The sequence below is a fragment of the Micromonospora sp. WMMD754 genome (assembly GCF_049315235.1).
In the GTDB taxonomy this organism is placed as follows: Bacteria; Actinomycetota; Actinomycetes; order Mycobacteriales; family Micromonosporaceae; genus Micromonospora; species Micromonospora sediminicola.
This window is the reverse complement of the sequence record NZ_CP186058.1, coordinates 4,516,595-4,535,408: the sequence shown is the minus strand read 5'-3', so window position 1 is coordinate 4,535,408 and position 18,814 is coordinate 4,516,595. Positions and strand designations below refer to the sequence as shown.

General features: G+C 71.4%; 20 protein-coding genes. 13 read left to right on the top strand and 7 right to left on the bottom strand.

What is annotated here, in order from left to right:
- Positions 1–22 precede the first annotated feature (22 nt).
- Both ACN27B_RS21870 and ACN27B_RS21865 read right to left on the bottom strand, forming a co-directional pair.
- The gene (locus ACN27B_RS21870) at positions 23–1,120 is read right to left on the bottom strand and encodes a PP2C family protein-serine/threonine phosphatase (RefSeq protein ID WP_422741391.1); all 1,098 of its coding nucleotides are present in this window, start codon (positions 1,118–1,120) and stop codon (positions 23–25) included.
- Positions 1,113–1,916: a potassium channel family protein gene (locus ACN27B_RS21865; protein WP_422741390.1), complete on the bottom strand. Its 804-nt coding sequence runs from the start codon at positions 1,914–1,916 to the stop codon at positions 1,113–1,115. The genes ACN27B_RS21870 and ACN27B_RS21865 overlap by 8 nt, the downstream gene beginning before the upstream one ends.
- Positions 1,917–1,930: 14 nt before the next feature.
- Here ACN27B_RS21865 and ACN27B_RS21860 point away from each other — a divergent pair, with 14 nt between their 5' ends.
- The 3 genes from ACN27B_RS21860 to ACN27B_RS21850 all read left to right on the top strand — a co-directional run bounded on the left by ACN27B_RS21860 (position 1,931) and on the right by ACN27B_RS21850 (position 4,314).
- The gene (locus tag ACN27B_RS21860) at positions 1,931–2,452 is read left to right on the top strand and encodes a MarR family winged helix-turn-helix transcriptional regulator (RefSeq protein WP_099161457.1); all 522 of its coding nucleotides are present in this window, start codon (positions 1,931–1,933) and stop codon (positions 2,450–2,452) included.
- Between the two features lie 120 nt (positions 2,453–2,572).
- The gene (locus tag ACN27B_RS21855) at positions 2,573–3,019 is read left to right on the top strand and encodes a CBS domain-containing protein (RefSeq protein WP_091573785.1); all 447 of its coding nucleotides are present in this window, start codon (positions 2,573–2,575) and stop codon (positions 3,017–3,019) included.
- Complete coding sequence (locus tag ACN27B_RS21850; RefSeq protein ID WP_099161458.1) at positions 3,016–4,314, top strand: ArsB/NhaD family transporter; 1,299 nt, start codon at positions 3,016–3,018, stop codon at positions 4,312–4,314. Before ACN27B_RS21855 ends, ACN27B_RS21850 begins: the two co-directional genes overlap by 4 nt.
- Here ACN27B_RS21850 and ACN27B_RS21845 read toward each other — a convergent pair.
- Entirely contained in the window at positions 4,296–5,621 is a 1,326-nt protein-coding gene (locus tag ACN27B_RS21845) for a cation:proton antiporter (RefSeq protein ID WP_422741389.1), read from the bottom strand. The two genes, ACN27B_RS21850 and ACN27B_RS21845, sit on opposite strands and share 19 nt — an antisense overlap.
- A gap of 233 nt (positions 5,622–5,854) precedes the next feature.
- On the opposite strand from ACN27B_RS21845, the gene ACN27B_RS21840 reads away from it, so the two are divergent.
- The 4 genes from ACN27B_RS21840 to ACN27B_RS21825 all read left to right on the top strand — a co-directional run bounded on the left by ACN27B_RS21840 (position 5,855) and on the right by ACN27B_RS21825 (position 10,499).
- The gene (locus ACN27B_RS21840) at positions 5,855–7,216 is read left to right on the top strand and encodes a TrkH family potassium uptake protein (protein WP_396822274.1); all 1,362 of its coding nucleotides are present in this window, start codon (positions 5,855–5,857) and stop codon (positions 7,214–7,216) included.
- Positions 7,209–7,886 carry a potassium channel family protein gene (locus tag ACN27B_RS21835; RefSeq protein WP_172967805.1) on the top strand — a complete coding sequence of 226 codons (678 nt, stop codon included), beginning with the start codon at positions 7,209–7,211 and terminating at the stop codon, positions 7,884–7,886. The genes ACN27B_RS21840 and ACN27B_RS21835 overlap by 8 nt, the downstream gene beginning before the upstream one ends.
- 124 nt (positions 7,887–8,010) lie before the next feature.
- On the top strand, positions 8,011–8,898 hold the full coding sequence (locus ACN27B_RS21830) for an ATP-binding cassette domain-containing protein (protein WP_422741388.1): 888 nt from the start codon (positions 8,011–8,013) through the stop codon (positions 8,896–8,898).
- A complete protein-coding gene (locus ACN27B_RS21825) occupies positions 8,895–10,499 on the top strand; it encodes a hypothetical protein (protein WP_422741387.1) in 1,605 nt (534 codons plus the stop codon). The genes ACN27B_RS21830 and ACN27B_RS21825 overlap by 4 nt, the downstream gene beginning before the upstream one ends.
- Positions 10,500–10,513: 14 nt before the next feature.
- On the opposite strand, the gene ACN27B_RS21820 is transcribed toward ACN27B_RS21825, so the two are convergent.
- Complete coding sequence (locus ACN27B_RS21820; RefSeq protein ID WP_422741386.1) at positions 10,514–10,963, bottom strand: GbsR/MarR family transcriptional regulator; 450 nt, start codon at positions 10,961–10,963, stop codon at positions 10,514–10,516.
- An 82-nt stretch (positions 10,964–11,045) separates the two neighbouring features.
- Here ACN27B_RS21820 and ACN27B_RS21815 point away from each other — a divergent pair, with 82 nt between their 5' ends.
- The 4 genes from ACN27B_RS21815 to ACN27B_RS21800 are packed head-to-tail and all read left to right on the top strand — an operon-like array spanning position 11,046 to position 13,254.
- Entirely contained in the window at positions 11,046–11,960 is a 915-nt protein-coding gene (locus ACN27B_RS21815; protein ID WP_422741385.1) for an ABC transporter ATP-binding protein, read from the top strand.
- On the top strand, positions 11,953–12,741 hold the full coding sequence (locus ACN27B_RS21810) for an ABC transporter permease subunit (RefSeq protein ID WP_422741384.1): 789 nt from the start codon (positions 11,953–11,955) through the stop codon (positions 12,739–12,741). Before ACN27B_RS21815 ends, ACN27B_RS21810 begins: the two co-directional genes overlap by 8 nt.
- A 51-nt stretch (positions 12,742–12,792) precedes the next feature.
- A complete protein-coding gene (locus tag ACN27B_RS21805; protein ID WP_422741383.1) occupies positions 12,793–13,089 on the top strand; it encodes a hypothetical protein in 297 nt (98 codons plus the stop codon).
- Positions 13,090–13,122: 33 nt separating this feature from the next.
- Positions 13,123–13,254, top strand: a complete 132-nt coding sequence (locus tag ACN27B_RS21800) for a hypothetical protein (RefSeq protein ID WP_422741382.1) — start codon at positions 13,123–13,125, stop codon at positions 13,252–13,254.
- Here the strand turns inward: ACN27B_RS21800 and ACN27B_RS21795 are convergent.
- The gene (locus tag ACN27B_RS21795; protein ID WP_422741381.1) at positions 13,232–13,906 is read right to left on the bottom strand and encodes a GNAT family N-acetyltransferase; all 675 of its coding nucleotides are present in this window, start codon (positions 13,904–13,906) and stop codon (positions 13,232–13,234) included. The genes ACN27B_RS21800 and ACN27B_RS21795 overlap by 23 nt on opposite strands.
- Before the next feature lie 560 nt (positions 13,907–14,466).
- Here ACN27B_RS21795 and ACN27B_RS21790 point away from each other — a divergent pair.
- Positions 14,467–14,808 (top strand): hypothetical protein, encoded by a 342-nt coding sequence (locus tag ACN27B_RS21790; protein WP_422741380.1) that lies wholly within the window; start codon positions 14,467–14,469, stop codon positions 14,806–14,808.
- Positions 14,809–15,272: 464 nt separating this feature from the next.
- The gene (locus tag ACN27B_RS21785) at positions 15,273–15,860 is read left to right on the top strand and encodes a GIY-YIG nuclease family protein (RefSeq protein WP_422741379.1); all 588 of its coding nucleotides are present in this window, start codon (positions 15,273–15,275) and stop codon (positions 15,858–15,860) included.
- Positions 15,861–16,155: 295 nt separating this feature from the next.
- On the opposite strand, the gene ACN27B_RS21780 is transcribed toward ACN27B_RS21785, so the two are convergent.
- Together ACN27B_RS21780 and ACN27B_RS21775 are read right to left on the bottom strand one after the other, a co-directional pair.
- The gene (locus tag ACN27B_RS21780) at positions 16,156–17,103 is read right to left on the bottom strand and encodes a hypothetical protein (protein WP_422741378.1); all 948 of its coding nucleotides are present in this window, start codon (positions 17,101–17,103) and stop codon (positions 16,156–16,158) included.
- Positions 17,104–17,247: 144 nt separating this feature from the next.
- Positions 17,248–18,777: a tetratricopeptide repeat protein gene (locus tag ACN27B_RS21775; RefSeq protein ID WP_422741377.1), complete on the bottom strand. Its 1,530-nt coding sequence runs from the start codon at positions 18,775–18,777 to the stop codon at positions 17,248–17,250.
- Positions 18,778–18,814 lie beyond the last annotated feature (37 nt).

Sequence of the window (18,814 nt, the reverse complement as noted above, 5' to 3'; positions counted from 1 at the left end):
CCTCGGCGGACCGGCCGGAGCGTCACCGACCCTGACCGACGTCGGCATCGTCATCCGGCAGTCGTTCGATCAGCAGCAGCGCGAGATCGTCGCGGGGCTCACCACCGACGTGCGTGCGCACCGCGCGCCAGATCGCGTCGAGCGCCTTCGGCAGGGAGGAGGCGGACAGCGGACGGTCGAGCAGCCCCAGCGGGAAGAACCGGCCGGCGTCGTCGCGCGCCTCGATCAGCCCGTCGGTGTAGAGCAGCAGGCGGTCGCCGGTCGCCCAGCTGTGGTGCCGCGGCGGGGTACGCCGGCCCCCCAGCCCCAGCGGCCGGTCCGGCTCGTTCTCGTGGAGCGGAACGGGGGTACGCCCGGGGTGGTGCCGCAGCGGCACGGGATGCCCGCAGCTCATCACCCACAGGTCCGGCCCACGGACCTCCAGCAGCACGGCCGTGACGAAGGTGACCCCGTAGGCGGGCCGCGGTTCCCGGGCGACCAGGGCGTCGAGATCCGTGGCGACCTCCTCCAGCCGGTCACGCACGATCGCGGACTGCCGGAAGGCGCCGATCACCGCCGAGGCGAGCTGCACCGCCGGTAGTCCCTTGCCGCACACGTCGCCGATGATGACGCGCACCCGGTCCGGTCCCGGCACGACCTCGTAGAGGTCGCCGCCCACCCCCGCACCCCGCTGCGCGGAGACGTACCGGGCGCCCAGCGCGACGTCGCCGATCCTGGGTGGGACCTCCCGCAGGATGGCCTTCTGGGTGACCCGCACGATCTCGCTCATCCGCCGGATCCGCTCCTCGCGGAGTGTGCGGGCCCGGGCCACGTACAGTGCCGCGACGCTGACCGCGATGACCACCGCGACCCGCAGGACGTGGTCGAGGCTGCCCAGGGTCTGGCTCGGCAGGCCGGCCAGGACGGCGGCGGCCGTCGCCGCGGCGGACGCGACGGCGGTCCGTCTCGGCGTGTCCACGGCGGCGGCCAGCAGCGGGGCCAGGGCCAGGAAACCGATGAGTACGGCGTGTGCGGCGGCCGCCACGTCGACCAGCAGCACGACGGCGATGAGCGCCAACGCCGCGGGCAGTCCGAGCCACGACCGGTGACCGGAGTCGGCGGAACGCCCCGGCTCAGTCATCGACGGCGAGCCGATCAGGCACCCCGGCGGCGGAGGACCCCGATTCCAACCTCGCCCGCAGCGCGGCGATCTCGTCCCGCAGCGCGGCGACGTCGGCGGCCGTGGCCGGCTCCGGTCGGTTCCGGTCGGCGACCCGCTCGACGATCCAGGTCGCGAGCGACCCGGTCACGAAACCGATCAGGCCGATCCCGCCGACCATGAGGCCGAGCGCGACCATCCGTCCCGCCGTGGTCACCGGGAAGAGATCGCCGTACCCGACCGTCGTGATCGTCACCGCGGCCCACCAGAGGGCGTCGGTGAACGAGGTGATCGAGGCGTCCGGCGCCGCCCGTTCCGCGTCGAGCACCGCCAGCGCCGACACGACCACCAGCAGCACGGTCGTGGCGCTGACGTACAGGGCGAGGCGGCCACGGGCCCAGTCGGTGGTGCGCCGGGTCAGGTTCAGCACGACGGTGACCAGCCGGAGGGCCCGCAGCGGACGCAGGAACGGCAGCACCAGCACGGTCAGGTCGAACAGGTGGGTACGCAGGAACCGCAGCCGGTCACCGGCGAGCGCGAACCGCACCAGCAGGTCGACCCAGAAGAGCAGCCAGATGGTCAGACCGGTGGCCTCGCAGGCGACCACCCACCGGCGGGAGAGCTGCGGCACGAGGATGGGCCACGCGTACACGACCAGGAAGACCACGGACAGCAGGGTCAGCGGGGCGGCGCTGAGCTGCTCCCAGCGCCCGATCGCGCGCCGTCGGAATCCGTCCCGCTGGTCGAGGACCACCCCCGCCACCTTTCCTGTATCCATGCAACCATTGTGCGGTGGAACTCTACGTGCCGCCCGAGGCGCCGGTGACCGACCCCGAGTCGGCCCTCGTCGCCCGACTCGCCGCGCTGAGCCGGGTGATGGTGGGCTTCACCGCGCGGACGCTCGCCGGCCTCGACACGGAGCTGACCCTCTCCCAGTACCGCACGCTGGTGCTGCTCGCCGCACGCGGACCGCTGCGGACGGTGGACCTCGCCACCGTCCTCGGGGTCCACCCGTCGACCGCGACCCGCGCCTGCGACCGGCTGGTCCGGCGCGACCTGGTGGCCCGGCGGCAGGGCACCACCGACCGGCGGGTGGCCTGGCTGACCCTCACCGAGGCCGGACGCGACCTGGTCGGGCAGGTGGTCCGGGGACGGACCGAGCGGATCCGCGACCTCGTCCGCGCCGCGGGCGTGGCCTCCTCCGCGGACGCGGCGAGCCTCGTCACCGCCCTGGTGGCGGCTGCCGGCGAGCCCACCGAGGACCAGTGGTGGCGGGAGTGGGCCGGCAGCGTCGGTCGCGAGCCCGGTGTCTGAGCGTCCACCCGGTCACGGAGCGCCTCCAGGCTCCCGCACCCCCCGGGCTGAATGATCATCGGAGCACCGACGTCCGGTCGGCCCACCCACCGTCACGTCCACCGAATCCCAGGAGTTGTCGTGCGAGCCCGAGACCTGGCCGTTCCCTTCCCGACCATCACCGTCGCCACCTCGGTCCTGGAGGCCGCCCGCCTCCTGGCCGGACACAACCTGCCCGGCCTGATCGTGGTCGACGCCGCCGGGCGTCCGGTGACCGTCCTGCCCGGCACGCAGGTGCTGCGACTGGTGATCCCCGGCTACTGCCGGGAGGACCCGACCCTGGCCCGCATGATCGACGAGCCGGCCGCCGACATGTTCCTGCGGGGAGCCGAGGGCCGGTCGGTCGCGGACCTGCTGCCACCGGAACGGCTGGCGCCACCTGTCGTCGGCCCGGAGGCCACCGTCCTGGAGGTGGCCGCGGTGATGGCCCAGAAGCGCAGCCCCCTGGTCGCGGTGGCACCGCCCCGCGAGCCGATGATCGGCGGCATCACACTCGACGCCCTGCTCGACCGGATGCTCGCCGCATGACCGCGACTGCCTGGACGGCGGTGGCCGTCTTCACCGTCGCGTACGTGCTGATCGCCACCGAGAAGATCCACCGGGTGGCCGCGGCGCTGGGCGGGGCGGCGGTGATGTTCCTGATCGGCGCGACCGACACCGCGCACGCGTTCTTCTCCGAGGACGCCGGCGTCGACTGGAACGTGATCTTCCTGCTGATCGGCATGATGCTCATCGTCGCCGTCCTGAAACGCACCGGCGGGTTCGAGTACGTGGCGGTGTGGGCGTCGAAGCGGGCCCGAGGCCGCCCGTACCGGGTGCTGGTGATCCTGGTGGTGATCACGGCGGTGGCGTCGGCGGCGCTGGACAACGTCACCACCGTCCTGCTGATCGCGCCGGTGACGTTCCTGGTCTGCGAGCGCCTCGGCGTGCCGGCCGTGCCGTTCCTCATCGCCGAGGCGATGGCCTCGAACATCGGCGGCACGTCGACGCTGGTCGGCGACCCGCCGAACATCATCATCGGCAGCCGGGGCGGCCTGAGCTACAACGACTTCCTCATCCACCTGGCCCCGTTCGTGGCCCTGCTGATGGTGGTGTTCCTGGGCCTGTGCCGGGTGCTGTTCCGCGACGCGTTCCGGTACGACCCGGAGCGGGCCGCCCAGATCGCCGCCCTGCACGAGGGCGATGCCATCCGGGACCGGCGGCTGCTCGTCCTCGGCCTGGCCGTGCTCGGCGCGGTCACCGCCGCGTTCGTGCTGCACACCACCCTGCACCTGGAGCCGGCGGTGGTGGCGCTGCTCGGCGGCCTGCTGCTGCTCGCGCTCTCCCGCCTCGACGCCGGCGAGATCAGCCGTGACGTCGAATGGCCCACGCTGGTCTTCTTCGCCGGTCTGTTCATCATGGTGGGGGCGCTGGTGAACACCGGCGTGGTCGAGCAGATCTCCCGCGCCGCGATCGACGTCACCGACGGTCGCCTGCTACCCGCCTCGATGGTCCTGCTGTGGGGCTCCGCCGCGCTGTCGGCGCTCGTCGACAACATCCCGTACGTCGCCACCATGAGTCCGGTCGTCGCCGACCTGGTCCATGCCCAGGGCGACGCCGGGCAGTCCCGCGTCCTGTGGTGGGCCCTCGCCCTCGGCGCCGACCTGGGCGGCAACGCCACCGCCGTCGGCGCCTCCGCCAACGTGGTGGTCCTCGGGCTCGCCGAACGGGCCGGGCAGCGGATCAGCTTCTGGCAGTTCACCCGGTACGGCCTGGTGGTCACCGTGGTCACCGTCGGGCTCGCCGTGCCGTACCTGTGGTTGCGCTACTTCGCCCTCGCCTGAGGGTCCGTCGTCGCGCTGTCGTCCCGCCCGGTCCGGTCGGTGTCCGCCGCGTCCGCGCCGACCACGACCCGGTGCCGCGGAGCGGCGTCGGCGCGGCGGACACGGCGGGCGCGGCGGATCCGGCGCAGCACACCGTGCCAGTTCGGCGTCTCGGCGCTGTCGTCGAACGCCCGGGCGATCACCACGTCGGTCGAGGAGTGGGCCAGGATGGAGATGACGATGGTCAACGCGACGAGGTGGAACACCTCGTCCGCGGCGCCGATGCCGGCCTCCAGCACGAGCAGCCCGTAGACCACCGAGGCGAAGCCCTTCGGGCCGAACCACATCGCCGCGGCCTGCTCGCGCAGGCTCAACCCGGAACGCAGGAACGACACCCACAGCGCGAGCGGCCGGGCCACCACGATCGCCAGCAGCGCGAACACCCAGCCCGTCCAGGGGATCTCGCCGAGGAACCCGGGGGAGATCAGGGCCCCGAACACCAGCAGCGCGGCCAGTTTCAGCAGCTCCGCGACATTTTCCCCGAAGTGCTCGAACGCGGCGCGCTCCCGCGGCCCGAACGTCGCCACCGTGATACCGGCGGCGAACGCGGCCAGGAACAGGTTGCCGTGGGTGGCCTTGCCCAGCGCCAGCACCAGCAACCCGATCGCCACCCCGTTCAGCGGCGCGTACGCCGCCGACGCGGCGAAGAACCGGGTCCGCTCCAGCGCGATCGCGAGCAGCGGCACCAGCACGCCGATCGCCAGGCCGACGGCCAGTTCGGTCGACAGCTCCCCCAGGTGCAGGTCGTCCGAGCCGGCGGCGACGGCCAGCAGCACCACCACGAACGGCAGCGCCAGCCCGTCGTTCACGCCCGATTCCACGTTGAGCAGGTGCCGCAGCCGGGCCGGCACCTTGTCGTTGCCGACCAGCGCGGCGGCGAACACCGGATCGGTCGGCGCCAGGATCGCGCCGATCAGCAGCGCCTCGGGCCAGTCCAGGCCGGCCACGTAGTGCGCCAGCACGGCGGTGACCAGCAGGGTCAGCGGCAGGCCCCAGCCCAACGCCCGGCCGGGCAGCCGCCACGCGCTGCGCAGGTCCGCCCAGCCCACGCGCATCCCGTCGGTGAACAGCACCGCGAACAGCGCCAGCTCCGCCAGCTGCGCCACGATCGGCGAGTCCGCCTGCAGGTGCAGCACTCCGGTGGTGCCCTCGCCGAGGGCGATGCCGGCGACCAGGAACAGCGCGGCGGTCGACAGGATCGTCCGCTTGGCCAGCGCCGACACCAGCACGGCGGCGAGCAGGACGGCGGCGAAGCAGAGCAGCAGCACGGGGACCTCCGGCGGGCACGGCGAAGCAGGGTGCCGACCAGACTTCCCGGCGCTCCACGGATCCGGCCGATCATAACGGGCCCGCGCCCGGGCCGCCTTCGCACGTCACCCCGGGGCCGACGCTGATGATCGCCACCGCCGCCGGCATGACAGGATCCAGGCGTGACGCGGGCAGGACAGGTGGAGCGGACGAACCCGGCGACAGGACCGGGGCGGGCGGGCCCACCGTGGCGCTGACCGCTCGACGGCCCGTCTGGCAGCGCCGGAGCGCCCGTTTTCGACATCCGGCCCAGGTGATCTCCGTCGGGTTCGGCGCGGCCATCGCGCTGGGCACCGGTCTGCTGTCGCTGCCGGTGGCCACCGCGTCGGGCCGGCGAGCGCCGCTGGTCGACGCGCTGTTCACCGCGACCTCGGCGGTGTGCGTCACCGGCCTGGCGACCGTGGACACCGGCAGCTACTGGTCGCTGTTCGGGCAGGTGGTCATCCTGCTGCTGATCCAGGCCGGTGGCCTGGGCATCATGACGCTGGCCACACTGTTCACCGTGCTCGTGTCGCGCCGGCTGGGGTTACGGGCCCGGTTCCTCGCGCAGGCGGAGACGAAGAGCCTGGACCTCACCGACGTACGGGGGGTGGTGCGGCGCATCGTGCTGTTCAGCCTCGCCGCCGAGACAGTCGTGGCAGTGGTGTTGACGCTACGGTTCGCCCTCGGGCACGGCGAAGCGGTCGGGGCGGCCGCGTATCACGGCGTGTTCCACGCGGTGTCGGCGTTCAACAACGCCGGCTTCTCCACCAACGCCGACAGCCTCGTCGGCTATGTCACCGACCCCTGGATCACGCTGACGATCTCCGGGGCGGTGATCCTCGGTGGCCTGGGCTTCCCGGTGGTGTTCGAGCTCGCCCGGTGCTGGCGCCGGCCCGCGGCGTGGTCGGTGATGACCCGCCTGACCGTCACCCTCACGGCTGCCCTGCTGGTGCTGGGCACCGTCGTGCTGACCGTGGCGGAGTTCACGAACCCCGCCACGTTGGGCCCGCTCGGCGGTCCGGAGAAACTGCTGGCCGGGTTCTTCGCCTCGACGATGACCCGCACGGCCGGTTTCAACAGCCTGGACATCGGCGCGATGCGTCCGGAGAGCCTGCTCGCCAGTGACGTGCTGATGTTCATCGGCGGCGGCAGCGCCGGCACCGCCGGCGGGATCAAGGTCACCACGTTCGGGCTGCTCGCGTTCGTGCTCTGGTCGGAGATGCGCGGCGAGACCCACGTCCACGTCGGGAACCGGCGCATCCCGGCGAGCAACCAACGGCAGGCGCTCGCGGTGGCGTTGCTGAGTGTCGGCGCGGTGGCCGCCGCCACGTTCACCCTGGTGGTGATCACTCCGCACGGACTGGACCGGGCACTGTTCGAAGCGGTGTCGGCATTCGCCACCGTCGGGCTGTCCACCGGGATCACCGGCAGCCTGCCACCGCAGGCGGACCTGCTGCTGATCGTCCTGATGTTCGCCGGCCGGATCGGGCCGTTGACCCTTGCCTCCGCGCTCGCACTGCGGGAGCGGACCCGACGTTTCGAACTGCCCGAGGAGAGGACGATCGTTGGCTGACCTCAACGAACCCGTGGTGGTCATCGGCCTGGGCCGGTTCGGCTCCGCGCTGGCCCTGGAGCTGATCAGCCGCGGCACCGAGGTCCTCGGCATCGACCACCGGCCGAAGGTGGTCCAGGCTCTGTCCGGCCACCTCCCGCACGTGGTCACGGCCGACTCCACCGACATCGAGGCGCTGCGACAACTCGGCGTCGGGGAGTTCCGGCGCGCCGTCGTGGCCATCGGCACCGACATCCAGGCGAGCATCCTCACCACCAGCCTGCTGTCCGAGATCGGTGTCCCCGACATCTGGGCCAAGGCGGTCAGCGACCAGCACCGGCACATCCTCACCCGAGTCGGCGCCCACCGGGTCGTCGCGCCCGAGCACGACATGGGCGAGCGGGTGGCCCATCTGCTCTCCGGCCGGATCCTCGACTATGTCGAGGTCGACGCCGACTTCGCCGTGGTCAAGACCACCCCGCCGCGCGACGTCGTGGGCGTGCCGCTGCGCGAATGCCGGCTCCGCAGTCGCTGGGGCGTCACCGTGGTCGCGGTCAAACCGCAGGCTCCGCCGCCCGGAGTGAGCGCGGAGTTCAGCCACGCCACCCCGGACACGGTGCTCGCCTACGGCGACCTGATCCTCATCGTCGGGCCGATCGACAGCGTGGAACGGTTCGCCGCCAGCGAGTAGGCCGTCTGCGTCGGATCGATGACGGGCAGCCCTTCCCCGGTCACCGGATCGTGGGTACGGTGGCCGCTGGTGTGCCGGGAAGCCTGGTCGGCGTTCGTGATCGTCGTCGACCGGAAGGCCCCTGATGACCGCACCTGCCATCCGCACCGACCAGCTCACCAAACGCTACGGCCGGCTCCTCGCCCTGGACGGGCTGGACCTGACCGTCGACGCCGGTGAGGTGTTCGGGTTCCTCGGCCCCAACGGCGCCGGCAAGTCCACCACCATCCGGTTGCTGCTCGGCCTGGCCCGACCCACCGCCGGCCGGGCCCGGATCTTCGACGTCGACGCCGGCGACGTGGCCGCCGCGCACCGACTGCTGGCGTACGTGCCCGCCGACGTCGCGCTGTGGCCGCAGCTCACCGGCGCGGAACTGCTGGACCTGCTCGCCGCCACCGGCCCGGGCGTCGACACCGCGTACCGCGCCGACCTCGTCGCCCGCTTCGACCTCGACCTGTCCCGGCCGGCCCGGACCTACTCCACCGGCAACCGGCAGAAGGTGGCGCTGGTGGCCGCGTTCGCCACCCGCGCTCCCCTGCTGGTGCTCGACGAACCCACCAGCGGCCTGGACCCGCTGATGGAATTGCAGTTCCGCCGTGCCGTCGCCGAGGCGCGCGACAAGGGACAGACCGTGTTCCTCTGCTCCCACCAGCTCGCCGAGGTGGAGGCGGTCTGCGACCGGGTGGGGATCCTGCGGGCCGGCCGGCTCGTCGACGTCGCGACCGTGCCCGAGCTGCGGCGGCTGCACCGCAGCGAGGTCACCGCCCGGTTCACCGGCCCCGCACCCGACCTGGCGGGCGTGCCCGGCATCGACCTGCTCGACCAGTCGGACGGGACGCTGCGCTTCACCCTGGCCGGCCCGCCCGGCGCGGCGCTGCGCGTGCTCGCCGCCGCCGAGGTCACCGCCCTCACCGTACGCGAACCCAGCCTGGAGGAGATCTTCCTCGACTACTACGGACAGGCCGACCGGTGAGCGCCGCTGCGCCCACCGCGCCGGGCCGCGCGGTCACCCGCCTCGCGGCCCGTCAGGTGCGCCGCCCGGCGCTGGTCGTCGCCGCGGTGACCGTCGGCATGTCCGCCCTCGTCGTCGCCACCTACGCCCGCACCGTGGGCGACCCCGCGGCGGCGCAGGCGCTGGCCGCGCTCGCCGGAAACCCGGCCGTCCGCACCCTGTTCGGTGAACCCGTCGCCCTGGACACCGCCGGCGGGTTCGCCGTCTGGCGCACCGGCACCGTCCTCGCCGTCCTGCTCACCACCTGGGGTGCGCTGGCGACGACCCGGCTGACCCGGGGCGAGGAGGAGGCCGGCCGCTGGGACCTGCTGCTGGCCGGCCGGCTGACCCCGGCGGCCCTGTTGGGCCGGCACCTCGCCGTGCTCACCCTGGCGATGGCGTCGACCGGGCTCCTGCTCGCCGGGGCGCTCACGGCCTTCGGGACGCCGACGGGCGGGGCGCTGCTGCACGCCACCGGACTCGCCCTGGCCGGACTGACCGCGGTCGCGGCGGCGGCCTGCGCCGCGCAGATCTTCCCCACCCGCGCCGGCGCCACCGGCGCCACCCTGGCCTTCCTCGGTGTCGGGCTGCTGGCCCGCATGGTCGGCGACGGCGTGTCCGCGCTGGCCGGGCTGCGGTGGCTGCCCCCGTACGGGCCGCTCGCCCTGAGCCGCCCCTACCATGACGACAGCTGGACTCCCCTGCTGGCGCTCGCCGTCACCGCGGCGGCGCTGGCCTGCGTCGCGCTGGTCCTGGCCGGCAGGCGCGACGTCCGGGCCGGGCTGCTGCGTCCGCCGGCGGGTCGGGCGTCCCGACGATGGCTGCTCGGCTCCGTCGGCGCCTTCGCGGTCCGGCGCGCGGTACGCCCTCTCGCGGGTTGGTCGACGGGCATCGGCGCCTACTTCCTGCTGATCGGCCTGCTGGCCGAGTCGCTCACCGGCTTCCTCACCGACAATCCTCGGTTCGCCGACCTCGCCGCCCAGGCCGGCTTCGCCGGTCTCGGCACCGTCGAGGGATACACCGCCACCCTCTTCGCGCTGCTCGCCGTTCCGGTCGGCGCCTTCGCCACCGCCCGCCTGACCGCGTTCGCCGCCGCCGAGAACACGGGACGGTTGACCCTGCTGCACGCCGGACCGGTCAGCCGCGTCCGCCTGCTGACCGTCGAGGTCGTCGCCACCGTCGCCGGCACCGCCGTCCTCGTGGCCGTGGCCGCCGTCGCGACCTGGGCCGGTACGACGACCGTCGGCGCCGGACTACCGCTCACCGCCGCGCTGGCCGGAACCGTCAACGTCCTGCCGGTGGCGCTGCTGAGCGCCGCGGCCGCCACCCTCGCGGTCGGACTGGCGCCGCGGGCGGTGGCGACGATCGGCATGCTGCCCACCGCGGGTGGGTTCCTGCTCACGGCGACGGTCGACAGCGTCCACGCCCCGGCCTGGGTCGGCTCGCTGTCCCCGTACGCGCACCTCGCCGCCGTGCCGGCCACGGCACCGAACTGGGCGGCAGCCGGCGTCATGGTCACCGGTGCCGTCGCCGTGATGTCAGCGGGAAGCCGGGCCTATGCCCGGCGGGACCTGCGGCTCTGACGGCCGGCACGACTTCAGCGACGCCGGCCGTCCCGCCACCGGTCGATCAGGACCGGCAGTTCCCGCCAGAGGTAGTCGTAGAAGTCGCGCATCTCGGCGAGGCGGGCGCCGGCGACGCTGTCCGCACCGGTCACGGTGATGCCTTCGTCGGCGGCTTCCCGCATGGTTCCGATCATCGCGTTCTGACCGGACATGAGCGTCGCCCACGCGCCCTCGCGGAGCCGGAAGTGCTCCCGGCGGCTGCCGGGGGCGGGCACCCGTTCGATCAGCCCGACGGTCGACAGCGACTTGAGCGCGGTGGACACGCTGCCGGAGCTGATGGTGAGGGTGTCGGCGATCTCGCCGGCGGTCATCGTCTCCCGCTCGGTGAACAACAGCGCCGCCAGCACGCGGGCGGTCATCCGTTGCAGGCCACCCTCGGTGAGGGCCAGCGCCAGCCGCTCCGCCGGATCGCTGAGTGCCATCCGCATCCTCCCTACTCGATCGGCCGGATCGTAACATCTTGCACTCTTCAGAATTCTTTGAAACTTCGGTACTCTGCGAGACATGCGCCATGTGATCCAGCTGGAGAAGCTGACCAAGACGTACGGTCGCCGCAGGGGCCTGGTGGACCTGGACCTCTCGGTGACCGAGGGTGAGGTGTTCGGCTATCTGGGCCCGAACGGGGCCGGCAAGTCGACCACCATCCGCGTGCTGCTGGACCTGATCCGACCGACCAGCGGCCGCGCGCTGCTGTTCGGCGACGACCCGCGCCGGCACGCCGTGTCCCTGCACCGGCGCGTCGGCTACCTGGCCGGTGACGTCGTCGTCAACCCGCGGCAACGGGTGGCCGAGTGCCTGACCTTCCTGGCCGGCCTCCGCGGTGACACACCGAGGGCCCGCATCGACGAGCTGGCCGGGCGGCTGGAGCTGGACCTGACGGCGCGCATCGGCGCCCTGTCGAAGGGGAACCGGCAGAAGGTCGGCCTGGTGCAGGCGTTCATGCACCGCCCGGCCCTGCTGATCCTGGACGAGCCGACGTCGGGGCTGGACCCCCTGGCGCAACAGACCTTCCTCGACCTGGTCCGCGAAGCCAGAGCCGCCGGGCAGACGGTGTTCATGTCGTCGCACATCATGAGCGAGGTCGAGGCGGTCGCCGACCGGGTCGGCATCATCCGGGAGGGCCGCCTCGTCGCGCTCGACACGGTGGCTCGACTCCGCGACCGCAGCGTGCACGAGTTCCAGGTCACCTTCAGCGGCCCGATCGACAGATCCGCGCTCGCCGCCCTCCCGGAGGTGTCCGACCTGACCGTCGACGGACCGACCGCGAGATTCCAGCTCGCCGGCAGCCCCGACGGACTCATCCGTGTCCTCGCGCGGCACCGGGTCGCCGCGCTGCGCGCCACCGAACCCGACCTGGAACAACTGTTCCTCACCTACTACCAGGCCGACGCCGCTAGCAAGGAGACCACCCATGCCTGACGTCCTGACCAAGACCCTGTGGGACGGCCGGCGCGGCCTGGCCGGTTTCGCCGCCGGCACCGCCCTGATCGGCGCCGCGTACGCCGGCTTCTACCCGCAGGTCGCCGACGGCGCGATGGGACAGACCGTCCAGGGCTTCTCCCCCGCGCTACGCGAGGCGCTGCGGATGGACGACCTCGCCTCCGCCGCCGGGTACCTCGGCTCCAGCGTCTTCGGCATCATCGTGCCCCTGGTCGCCGTCATCTTCGGCATCACCACCGGCACCCGCGCCATCGCCGGCGACGAGGAGGCCGGCTACCTCGACCTGCTCGTCGCCCACCCGGTCAGCCGAACCCGACTGCTGCTGCACCGCTTCGCCGCGCTCACCGTCGGCGCGGCCCTCATCGCCGGAGTGGTCCTGCTGGCCATGCTCGCCGTCCGGCCCGGCGCCCGGCTCGACAGCATCAGCGTCGGCCAGTTCACCGCCCAGTGCCTCGCGCTGGCGCTGCTGATCGTCGTCTTCGGGACGGTCGCGATGACCATCGGCGCGGCCACCGGCAGCCGGCCCGCCGCACTCGCGGGCACCGCAGGCGTCGCCGTCCTCACCTACGCCGCCGGCACCGCAGCCACCCAGCTCGACGCCGACGCCCTCCGTTACGCCTCCCCCTTCCACTACTACATCGGCGGAGAGCCGCTCCGGAACGGTTTCCAATGGGCCGACCTGGGCGTCCTGACCGCCGTCGTCGCGGTGCTACTGAGCATCGCGGTGAGCACATTCAACCGGCGCGACCTCACCAGCTGAGACGGCCGAATGGCGTGGAGACCGTTGGCGCCGGCGCCTACGGTGAGGGCCGTGATCGACATACAGGTGAGGACAGAGCGAGGAGAGACCCTTGCCCGGGGAGCCCGCGGCTTCGACTGGTCGCAGGAGCTGATCGATCTCGACCCGTCGGCCTTTCCGATGCTCAGCGGCCTCTGCGCCTTTTTGGACACGATGTTCAACGAACGCCAGCTACCACTTCTGATCGACGAGTTGGACCGTTTGCCGCCCGGCGTCGCACTGGACGACGGCAGCAGGACGGAGATACGCCGACTCTGTGCGGTGGCCCGGACGGGATCCCACCGCTATCTGTGGTTCCTGGGCGATTGACCCTGCCGCAGCTGGCCTCCAGCGAAGGCCAGCGTGGCGGGCTCGAACTGCCGCCGGACGGCCACCGCCACCACCATGCTGGACGCCAGCACGACGACCTGGATGACCGGCTGGTACGGGTCGTACTGGCGGGCAGCGGCCATCACCGGGATGCGGCCGGCTTGACGTCCATCAGCTCAAGCACCTCGTCGCTGAGTCCGTGGATCGCGATGTCGTCACGGTGGCTCTCCCACCGTTCGCGGTCGAGCACCAGGTTGATCTGCTCCTGGCGGGCACCGTCGAAAGCCCGGATCGTGGTGCCGTTCGACTGATAGCCAAGTGACCACGAGACTCCCAGCGACGGCGCGTTGGTGGACCAGGCGGCGGACTCGGCGCGATCCGCTCCCAGCCCGGCGAACGCGAGATGCAGGATGGCGGCCCGCATCTCCTTGCCGTAGCCACGCCGCTGGAACCGCCGCGCGATCCACGACCCCGTCGAGACGGTCCTGGTGATCCCGAAGTCCTGCGCGCCGATCTCCTGCACCCCGACGTACGCGCCATCGACCTTCACCGCCATGACCAGGTTCCATCTGCGCGGCCGCCAGTCCGCCAGGGACGCCCAGTAGTACCGCAGAAACGACCACTCGGCCTGGGGAGACGGTCCCGACTCCCATCCCGCTACGGGTGAACGCGCCAGAAAGCGGCTCTGCGGATCGTAGATGCCGGCTGCCGCACGGATCGCCAGTTCGGCAAGCTCGTCCTCGCCCGGCACAGCCAGCTCAAGCACGGACGTCGTCACCCGTAGACGGCGCACGGGCCAGACCTCGGCCAATGTCATCCGAGCATCATGCCCTGTCCTGCCCGTCTGCCGTCGCCCGAAGGCGTTGGCGGATCTCGGAGGAGGGCCGGGGTTCGGGGCAGAGCCCCGAGGTCTTCATGGTTCTGGTCGTCCGTCGGCGTGGCCGGGCCGGCGAGGCCCCTTTTGCGGGCCGCCCTGATCCAGAAAGCGAACGATTCGGCAGCCATCCTGGCTGGACACTTCAGACTTGGCCCTCGGTCAAGCAGCGCTGGGAACGCTTCACCGTGACCGCGTACCGAGACCCCCGCACAGGTGGGCGAGTCTCGACGGTCTGACCTTCGCCACGCGCGGCTTCGTCTCCTGTAGCCACTGGCTCTCCAGCCCGACGATCGTGCGCAACCGACCACTGACGACTGGTGTCGCCAGTGGGGAAGCTACCCGAGTCGCAGCCGATGATGGCTCCATCGATCTCACCCTGCATCCGCTCATGCCGCTGACCGCGCGCCAGGTCAACGTCCGATCATGCCGGTGAGCGCGCACCGGGAAGGCTGCACGCCGGTATGCTGCACGCGACGCGAGGGACTTCGGCAGGAGAGGCTGTGACGGGCACTGACACTGGTGTCGTTCGCATGGAGCCGGAGTCCGGTGTGGTCATCGACGAACCCTCGGAAGACGTGATCTTCGAGGCGATGGGCGACCTTGACAGCCGCGAGAACACGTTCCTCACGATCGAGCGGGCTGGCAACGGCCAGGAGTGGTACGTCGTCATCAGCATCGTCGACACATGCGGCTTTGAGATCGAACTGCGCGATGCCAAGACCCGTGAACACGAGCTGTACGTCTCGAACGACCGCAGCAGGATCGCCACGGACGTAACGGTCTGGGTTGCCGGTCGTCCGGCATTCGCCCAGCAACGTGCGGATCGTCTCGAATCCTGGTGAGAGCCGCCGTCGAAGCCAGCCGTGCGCAGCACCCAGATGGCCTCGATCGGGTTTCGCGGATCTACCGCCGACAGCGCGCCGCCCTACCGGCTATCCGCGCAAGTTCCGTCCCTCGGGCTCCATCGACCGCAGCACGTCCAAGGGTGTGCGGCCGGTTGCCCCGGCCAGAGCAGTGATCGCCGCCGCGGCGAGGGCGGTGAGGGTCAACGCGTGAACCAAGCCGTGGACGCGAACCGCTGCCTCGGTGATGTTGTAGACATCGGCGTCCGCGTCCGCGAGATGAGCAGCGACACCGCTGACCGCAGTTCGGTACGCCTCGTCGCCGGGTCTTCGCCGATCCCGAGTCATGGATCGAGTATCCCCACGATCCCTCCAACACTCACGGAGCGCCCGCTTCTTCCGCCGAATGATCGTCAGGCCTGCACCTGCGAGTCCGGATCCGTCCGGGACCTACGATGGTCTCGATGGCCATTCCTGAACGGCGACCCGAGGATGTCCCCACCGGCGAAGCGCGGGTCGAGGAGGCCCTGCGGCTGCTCTCCGGTGTGCCGGTCGAACTCGATGTCGCCGTCAAGCGGCTCAGCCGTGGCAGCGGCCTCTACGCCTGGTGGGCTGCTCCCTCGGTCTTTCCCGACCTTCCCGGGCCGCCGAATGAGAACGTCCCGTCGTTACGGCTGCTGTACCTCGGACGTGCCACCAGCCTGCGGGGGCGGATCCTGCGCAACCATCTGAGGCGTTCGGGCAGCTCGACTCTGCGCCGTACCCTGGCCGGGCTCCTTGTGTCCGAGGGATACCGGACGACCTGGACCGACCGGGTCGTCCTGGTCCCCGAGGATGAGGCGCGGCTGACCACGTGGATGCACACGCACCTGCGCCTGACGTGGGCGCAAGACGCGGAACCGGCGACCATCGAGGCCGAACTCGTCCGGCGTGTGCACCCGCCGCTCAACGTCCACGGCGTCGGCCCCGAGCACATCCAGGCGGCCGTTGTCGCCGCCAAGAACTCGTACGACACCAGCAGCAGCCCGGCCGAGCCTCCGCGAACGCCGTAACTGGTTGCCCGGCATGCGGACGGGTGCAGGTGCGCGCTGAGGTTTCCCCGGGCTGCCGGAGGCAGCGACCGGCCGCGGAATCCGTGAACCCAGCGTGAGCACAGGATGCGCCAGCACCTGCCCGCACTTCGAGGTACCCGCGCCCCTGGGGTACGCAGTTCATCGAACCGCTCGATGAGGCCAGCGATGTCCGACCGCTCCGCTGCGACGAAGGTCCCTGTCGTCGGGGACGTGGCACTCCACGACATGTTCACCCGGCAGATCCCTCGATGATCACGACGACCCGCGCCACACGCTAGTTCTCGTAGGGGTCCCAGTGGGCGGCGTGTCGCAGTAGCGAGCGTGCCAGGTCGGGATTGGCTGCCGCCCACCGATTGTCGAACAGGAACCACTGGTCGAAACCGAAGAAGCCGTCGATGTATCGGGCGACCTGCGCGATGTGCGTATCCAGCCGTATCAGCGATTCGGTGGGACGCTCCGCGTGCAGCAGGTCGGTCATCTCCCGGTGAACGGCCTCGTGCGTAGGCATCCGGTCGAGACTGGCAGGTGACGGGGCGTACCCGGGCAACCGGGCATAGCGCTCCAACGCCCGACCCAGATCGTGCTCCCCGGGGGCGACAAGCGCCCGCAGCAGCCGGACGTCGTGTGGCCATCGGTGGCTGCCGGGGTCGTCGACGGCCAGGTGGGCGGCGAGGTCCGGCAGGCTCACGCCGGGAAACTGGACGGCACCGGTCAGATCCAGGTTCCGGTACAGGTCAGGCGACTGCCAGCACAGGCGGACCGAGAAGGTGCAGTCCGTGCCGGGCGGGGCCAGCCGGACGGCGCGGACGGGAACGTTGTGACTGAAGGCGGTCTCTGACCTCCCCGCGTCGGTGGGCAGCGGCCACGTGTCGTGCAGGAGGAACGCGAGCCGGTCAGGTGAGGCAGCGGCCGCGTCGTCGTCGACGAAGTAGTAGGCCAGGTCCACCTCGTCGTCATCGGTCCGCACCCTCAGCGCGTGCTCACCGAGCCGAATGAGGTCCCCGGTGTCGTCGCCCTCCACCCACAGGTACTCGGTCAGCAACTGCCGCAGCTCGTCCACCGACTCCGGCGGCGGCAGGTTACGCTCCCCGACCTCCTCGAAGATCGACTCCAAGCCGTACACGTCGCCGCCCAACTCGCTGTCGATCCACCCCTTCGGGTCCTCGTGCTCCCAGCCGCGGCGAAACCAGTCGAGCACGGTCGCATCAGGCAGGGTGACCACTCGCTTACTGAATGGAGAGCCCTCTCGCCAACGGCACACGAAGTACATGCGCCGACCCTAGGCGGCGGATCCGACAGGATCTTCCCGACCGCACCGGACGGCCACTCCGGAACCAGCACGGGTTGCCGCACGCGGTGGAGTCGCTCAGCCGGAGGCCGAAGCGCCTTGCTGGTACTCCGCCCACAGCTCCTGCGCCTCCCGCGCCATCGCCTGCGCACGGCGTGCCTTCTTCTTGCTGAAGCTTGGCGTGTCCCCGGGCCGTCGAGTCTGCCGCGATCCACGACCGGACAGTTTGCCGAGCCGTGCCGCCTGATCCTCCAGCGCATACGACAAAATCTTGAGATTGGCGGCCCGGTTACCGGCCACAGCCTCGCGAGCGACCGCGATCGCTTCCTCGCCCATCGCCAACGCCTCGACCGTGCGGCCCGCGTCGTTCAGCCACACCGCCTGTCGCCTCAGCATCTCCGCGTGTCGCGACACAATTGCAGGCCGGTTGACCGCCGCGACCTCACGCTGCAGTTCGAGCGTCTCCTCGCCAACGGCCAGGGCCTCGTCGAGCCGTCCGGACTTGGCCAGGCCGTTAGCCAGGTTCGACAGCGACAGCGCCAGGTTCCCCACGTGCCCGGCCCGGTTGTCCGCAACGAGCTCCCGACGCAGCTGCACAGCTTCCGTCGTGAAGGCGAGGCTTGCCTGTCGATCCTCGGTAGCGGCTCCCAGGTTGCCCACCGCCTCCGCCAGCCCTGACAGGTATGCCTCCCGGTCGACAACGGCCAGTGCGCGATACAGCTCCACCGCCTCACCGGTCGTGGCCGCGGCCTCCGCCCGCCGGCCCATCTCGCCGAGCCGCCCGCCGTACGTGTCCAGGCACGAGGCGAGCAGCGGCTGATGGGTCTCCGGCTGTGCTGCGACAAGTTCACGACTCAGTTCGACCGCCTCCGCGGCCGCCGCCAGAGCCTCCCCCGATCGTCGTACTCCCGCCAGGTAAACCGCCTGGTTCTTGAGGGCGATCGCCGGGTAGACGATACGCCGCGGCTGGCCGCCCGTCATCGACTCACGGAAATGCGTGACCGTCTCGGCGCCGACGTCGACCGCCTCCTCCCACCGCCCTGCCTCGAACAGCCGGTTCGCGTGCAGGCTCAAGACCCTGCCCAGTGCGTCGTGCATTTGCGAGCCGACCGGTTGATCCACAGCCAGCCCGCGCAGCAACTGCAGGGCACGGTCGCTGACCTGCAGCGCCTCGGCGTGCTGGCCGGTCGCCGCCAACGCCATCGCGTAGGGCTCGAGCAGCCGCGACAGCAGCGCGTCAGGACATGCATCCACCAACGCCAGCGCCTCACGGCAGGCAGCCAGCGCCTCCGACGCCCGGCCACAACTCATCAGTCGCCTGGCGAGCGCGTCAAGGGCCTCCGCGAACTGCTCCTCGTGACGGCGGTCGATGGTGTAAAGCTCCCGGGCCAGCCGGACCGCCTCCTCGGCACGCTCCAGTGCCTCCACCAGCCGGCCAGCATCCGACAAGTAGTAGGACAGGTTCGTGCATGCCAGAACGAGGGTGGGCAGACCGGCGCCACGGTCCCGCGCTGTCACGCCATACAACATCTCCACAGCCCGGCGACCCGTCTTGACCGCATCGTCGAAACGGCCAGCGCGCGACAGCTGCACCGCCTCATCAACCACCGCCCCGACCTGACGCAGCGAAGCGTCATCCCGCGCT